Annotated in this window: 4 protein-coding genes and 1 pseudogene; 2 read left to right on the forward strand and 3 right to left on the reverse strand. The window is 50.9% G+C overall.

Annotated elements, in window-relative coordinates; genetic code table 11:
* Window positions 1–108 precede the first annotated feature (108 nt).
* The 3 genes from gap to AS151_RS02790 all read right to left on the reverse strand — a co-directional run bounded on the left by gap (window position 109) and on the right by AS151_RS02790 (window position 2,072).
* Entirely contained in the window at window positions 109–1,104 is a 996-nt protein-coding gene (gene gap, locus AS151_RS02780) for a type I glyceraldehyde-3-phosphate dehydrogenase (RefSeq protein ID WP_071515552.1), read from the reverse strand.
* A gap of 290 nt (window positions 1,105–1,394) precedes the next feature.
* Window positions 1,395–1,523, reverse strand: a complete 129-nt coding sequence (locus AS151_RS02785) for a photosystem I reaction center subunit VIII (protein ID WP_071515553.1) — start codon at window positions 1,521–1,523, stop codon at window positions 1,395–1,397.
* Window positions 1,524–1,586: 63 nt separating this feature from the next.
* Complete coding sequence (locus AS151_RS02790; protein ID WP_071515554.1) at window positions 1,587–2,072, reverse strand: photosystem I reaction center protein subunit XI; 486 nt, start codon at window positions 2,070–2,072, stop codon at window positions 1,587–1,589.
* A 376-nt stretch (window positions 2,073–2,448) separates the two neighbouring features.
* Between AS151_RS02790 and AS151_RS02795 the strand changes: the two genes are divergently transcribed.
* Both AS151_RS02795 and psaB read left to right on the forward strand, forming a co-directional pair.
* Entirely contained in the window at window positions 2,449–3,417 is a 969-nt protein-coding gene (locus AS151_RS02795; protein WP_170861289.1) for a GDSL-type esterase/lipase family protein, read from the forward strand.
* A 318-nt stretch (window positions 3,418–3,735) separates the two neighbouring features.
* Window positions 3,736–4,218 (forward strand): annotated as a pseudogene (gene psaB, locus AS151_RS02805) (photosystem I chlorophyll a apoprotein A2); the annotation flags it as partial.

Raw genomic sequence — 4,218 nt, forward strand, 5'->3', positions numbered from 1 at the left:
TGACGGCGGCTGAAGCCGCACGGGTCGCTTTTCATCCCTGCTTTAAAAAGTCAGGGCTTTCAAGCTCCTGATTCATGCGGTAAACTGACTATCAATTAGCCAGCGAACCTACATCTTCGCTGCCAAATCGACCAAGCGATTGCTGTAGCCCCACTCGTTGTCGTAGTAGGAAAGAACCTTCACAAAATTGCCATCCATCACCTTGGTAGACCCCAAATCAACAACGGAAGAATGGGGGTCGGCAACGCAGTCAGAAGAAACCAAAGGCAATTCGCTGGTAGCGAGAACACCTTTCATGTCGCCTTGGGCGTATTTCTTGAAAGCTTCGTTAATTTCCTCGACGGTAACCGATTTGCCGACAATAGCATTCAAATCCACCACCGAACCGGTAGGCGTGGGAACGCGCAAAGCAATGCCATCCAGCTTGCCTTGTAATTCCGGCAGAACCAAACCCACAGCACTGGCAGCCCCGGTACTGGTGGGAACAATATTTTGCGCTGCCGCCCGTCCGCGCGTCCAGTTTTTGTGGGCCATATCCACCACCCGTTGGTCGGCGGTGTAGGCGTGAACTGTGGTCATCCAGCCTTTTTCAATGCCAAATTCTTTATGCAGGATATAGGCAATGGGAGCCAAACAGTTGGTGGTACAGGAAGCAGCGGAAATCACGCGATCGCGGCTGGTATCAATACTACCATCGTTGACACCATAAACCACCGTGGGCACATCGCCACCTTTAGCCGGGGCGCTGATAATTGCCATTTTGGCACCAGCACTGATGTGGGCACCAGCCTTTTCTGCGGTACGAAACACCCCAGTAGACTCAATCACCACGTCAACGCCCATATCTTTCCAAGGCAAAGCCGTGGGGTCCTTTTCCGCCAAAATGGGAATGGATTTACCATCAACCACCAATCCCTTATCGTCGTAGGAAACCTCACCGGGAAAGCGACGGTAAACGGAATCGTATTGCAGCATGTACGCCGATTGGTCGGCTGGTAAAGCAATATCGTTGATAGCGACCACTTCTACGTTGGGATTGTGGTAGGCAATCCGCATGAAAGCCCGTCCGATTCTCCCAAATCCGTTAATTGCGACTCGTGCCATATATACGTTGCTCCTGCCAGCTACATGAGTACTTTTGCTCTATCTTCGTTAGTATATCGCTCGCTGCAACCACCCAACCCCCACATAAATACCGACAATCCCAAGCAGCATCAATCATAAAGAGTTCGATCGACGAAGCATTGACTTTAGGAAAGTTTTATCCCCAGCAAATGTAGCCAAAACCACAAAACAAATCCCCCGCTGCAACAGCGGAGGATAAACCAAAAGCGCCATCAGAAATGGCTTACGACCAAATGGGAATTCTCCCACAAATCGCCCCATTGGGGTGATTAGTTTTCAGAAATTTGGTCTCTTTCAATGTACAGAAATAGCAATCCCATACCAACAGCGGGAAGCAACCAACCCACAATGGGAATCATAATCCAAGGCAACCAGGAAGCTGCGTATTCTCCACTCATGTCAAATACTCCTTAATAAATTACGTACGCCATCAGGCTCAAAGCACAGGCCAATCGGGGGGGTTAGTTAATGGTCCCCCTGAGGATGCTATCAAGAACTTCAAAGTTTTCTAGGAGGAAATAGGCGACAAACGCACCGCCCATGCCACCAATAAAGAAACCACCGGCAAATTGACTCCAACCTTCGGAAGTACTCAAAGGTTCGTCAGAGTCAGCCATTTTGGTGTTGGGATAGGAAACCAAACCGTGGGCTGCCATGGCGGCAGTGCCAATCAAGACAATGGCCATCGCCGTAATCAAACCGCCAAAGTTGGCATAAGCGGAATCCCGCAAGGGTCCAACGATAACTTCAGGACCCACGAGGAAGTAACCGTGGGCCATGCCAATTTCCAGTCCCCGCAAAATGGGAGATAAGCCAGGACGGTAGGCAGGCAAGTTACCGATAAAAGCTTTGGTAAAAGCGGAGTCGCTGACGGGGGTGGACAAATGACCGGTAAAAGGATCGCCACCGTAGGCTTTTACCATTTCTACGTCTCTAGCGTCTGCCATAGGAAATTTCCTCTCCTTGTATGGTTATGGGACGAGCTAATGAACGATACGCTAGCTCGCTTCCACGGAACTAGCTGTTTTTGGCGCTTCACGTGACTACCTCATCCTCCCATCTTCATCAGGTGGTGCGAGTTTGCTTACCACAACTTTTGGGGGGAGAAGTCAGCCATCCACGTCTAACGACGCTCGTTCCTAACGCCTTTAATCAAATATTCTAGGGAACCACGGACAATCTAGTCCCAAAATTACCGCTGAGCTTTATAAAAATTTATTTATCGGCGGCCTTTGCCTGCAAACTACGGTAATTCATCCTGAAATAGACTGGTTCAAATTGCAAGGGAAGACAGCGAGCATCCAGATGGGAGGGAATTTGGTTTTGAAGCATTCCTATGTTGTGGCGTTGGGATTGCTGGCTGCGGGCAATTGGTTTTCCGAGGCTACCTTAGCAGCGGAACCGCCAGCAACAATGGATTCGACCCGGGAAACGGGCAAACTCCCCCAAGCTTCGCCGGCAGAATCGATGGCAATTCCCGCAGTTAGACCGTCGCTGCCACCGTTGCCGAGGGCAATGGCGTATTTACCAGCGGTGGACCCGGATAGGATACAGCCGAGTTCGGGGGCGCAGCTTTACCAGCAGCGGTGGATGGCGTTGCGTTCTGGTACCATTTATACCCGTTTGCCCGCTAGCAGCTTTCACGAAGCTTGGCAATCGGCTAGTCGGCAACCTACTTACCAGCAATGGCGGCGGTTGTTGCGGTTGGAGGCGCAGGCGGTGGCAAACGGTCAGGGAAACAATCGGTTGAGCGTTTTGTTGGGGGATTCTTTGAGTTTGTGGTATCCCCGGGAACGATTGCCTGCGGGGAGGTTGTGGTTGAATCAGGGGATTTCTGGAGATACGACGGCGGGGATTTTACGGCGATTGGGGGATTTTGCCCAAACGAATCCCGATCGCATTTATGTGATGGCGGGGATTAATGATTTGCTGCAGGGGGCAAGCGATCGCGCAATTTTAGAAAATATGGCAGCCATTGTCACTCGCTTGCGCCAGATGCACCCCCAGGCAGAAATATTCGTGCAATCGATTTTGCCCACGCGGAATGGGGAGATTTCCAACCAACGCATTGCCCGGTTGAATCGCAATTTCAAAGCGATCGCGCACGCTCGGGGAGCAATTTACAAAAATTTATTCCAACGATTTGGCGATGCCCAAGGTCGTCTGTACGACCACTTAACCACCGATGGTATCCATTTAAACCCACAAGGCTACCAACTCTGGCAACAAGCGATGGGAGGCGACCAATTTCGCCCGGAAAACTGGATGGTCACCGAAGGCAAAATACACTAGCTTTATAACTTTTCATTAAGAAATGTAAAGGTTTTGGCGATGGTTGGGTGGGTCAAACCGTCCCCAAACCCCATCCAAAACCACCAACACTGCCCCATTTTAGAACTAGTTAAACCTTTGCTGTATGGCACCCCGAGCGCGATCGCACCTGCCACCTGCAGCCAAAAGCAGCCCCGAGCACCGGTTTTATCAAGTTCCTTAAAATCTGCTTGAACTCCTAGCTCTAGATAGGTATCCTTAGCCATTAGAAGCTTTTGTCCTACTCGCTGGATTTTCGATTGCTGGTAGGAGTAAGGCAAAAAAACTTTAGATAGCTCTATGGCAACCAAATTCCCAAAATTTAGCCAAGACCTCGCTCAAGACCCCACTACCAGACGTCTCTGGTACGGGATTGCCACCGCACACGACTTTGAAAGCCACGATGGCATGACCGAGGAAAATCTCTATCAAAAGATTTTCGCCTCTCACTTCGGTCACCTCGCCATCATCTTCCTGTGGACCAGCGGCAACCTGTTCCACGTCGCCTGGCAAGGAAACTTCGAGCAGTGGATCCAAGATCCCCTAAACGTGCAACCCATTGCCCACGCCATCTGGGATCCACAATTCGGCGAAGCAGCCACCGACGCCTTTACCCAAGCGGGAGCTGCCAACCCAGTTAACGTCGCCTATTCCGGCGTATATCAGTGGTGGTACACCATCGGTATGCGCACCAACGGTGACCTGTACCAAGGTGCCATCTTCTTGATGCTGATGTCAGCCGTATTCCTATTTGCCGGCTGGCTGCACCTGCAACCGAAATTC

Source organism: Geitlerinema sp. PCC 9228, assembly GCF_001870905.1.
In the GTDB taxonomy this organism is placed as follows: domain Bacteria; phylum Cyanobacteriota; class Cyanobacteriia; order Cyanobacteriales; family PCC-9228; genus PCC-9228.